1 protein-coding gene is annotated in these 582 nt (G+C 58.2%); it reads right to left on the bottom strand.

The window, feature by feature from the left end; translation table 11 throughout:
* Positions 1-582 (bottom strand): IS4 family transposase (locus B4923_RS20730; protein ID WP_109491561.1); only part of this gene is annotated, 582 nt, incomplete at both ends.

Here is a 582-nt window from a genome sequence, read left to right as displayed (position 1 = left end):
TATCCATCAACGTCAGGGTGTTATCTCCGGTTTGCTCTATAAGTTGCTCAGCGAGCTCATTTTCGCTGTTTTTCATTGTGCCGAAGGCAGCTGCCGTCAGCAGATGGCTGGTCAGCTCCATCTGACAGACCATTTTTACCTGCGGGTAGAGTCCTGGTTTCCCGCCATGCGTCTGGCGGGGGAAGGCGATATCGTTTTCTGGCGTGTCCGGTGTTCGCCAGAACACACCATCGATGGCCAGCAGGGTCAGGCCGCACCAGTGCGGATGCGGCGTGGCGTTATGCCAGAGTTGCGCTGTTTGCGTGAACACGCGGCGGACGGCCTCGCTTCCCAGGCGCTGACGGGCCTGGATCACAGCGCTGGGTGCGACAAAGGGACGACTGCCCGGCAGCATGATGTCCAGCCGATTAACGAGCTGATGGAGGGGTTCTTTACGTTCAAGGGCCATACCGACGATACACCAGACCATCATTTCCAGCGGCAGACGACGTTTGCGCAGGGTGACGGTGCCAGCTTCGGCAAGACAGCGGGAAATGAGTTCCGGGTTCAGATAATCACCCAGAGAAGTCAGCGGGTTACGCA

Origin of the sequence: Brenneria roseae subsp. americana, assembly GCF_003115815.1 — a bacterium.
GTDB classification, from domain to species: Bacteria; Pseudomonadota; Gammaproteobacteria; order Enterobacterales; family Enterobacteriaceae; genus Brenneria; species Brenneria roseae.
Note: the sequence above shows the minus strand (reverse complement) of the source record. Positions and strands in the feature narration are given on the sequence as shown.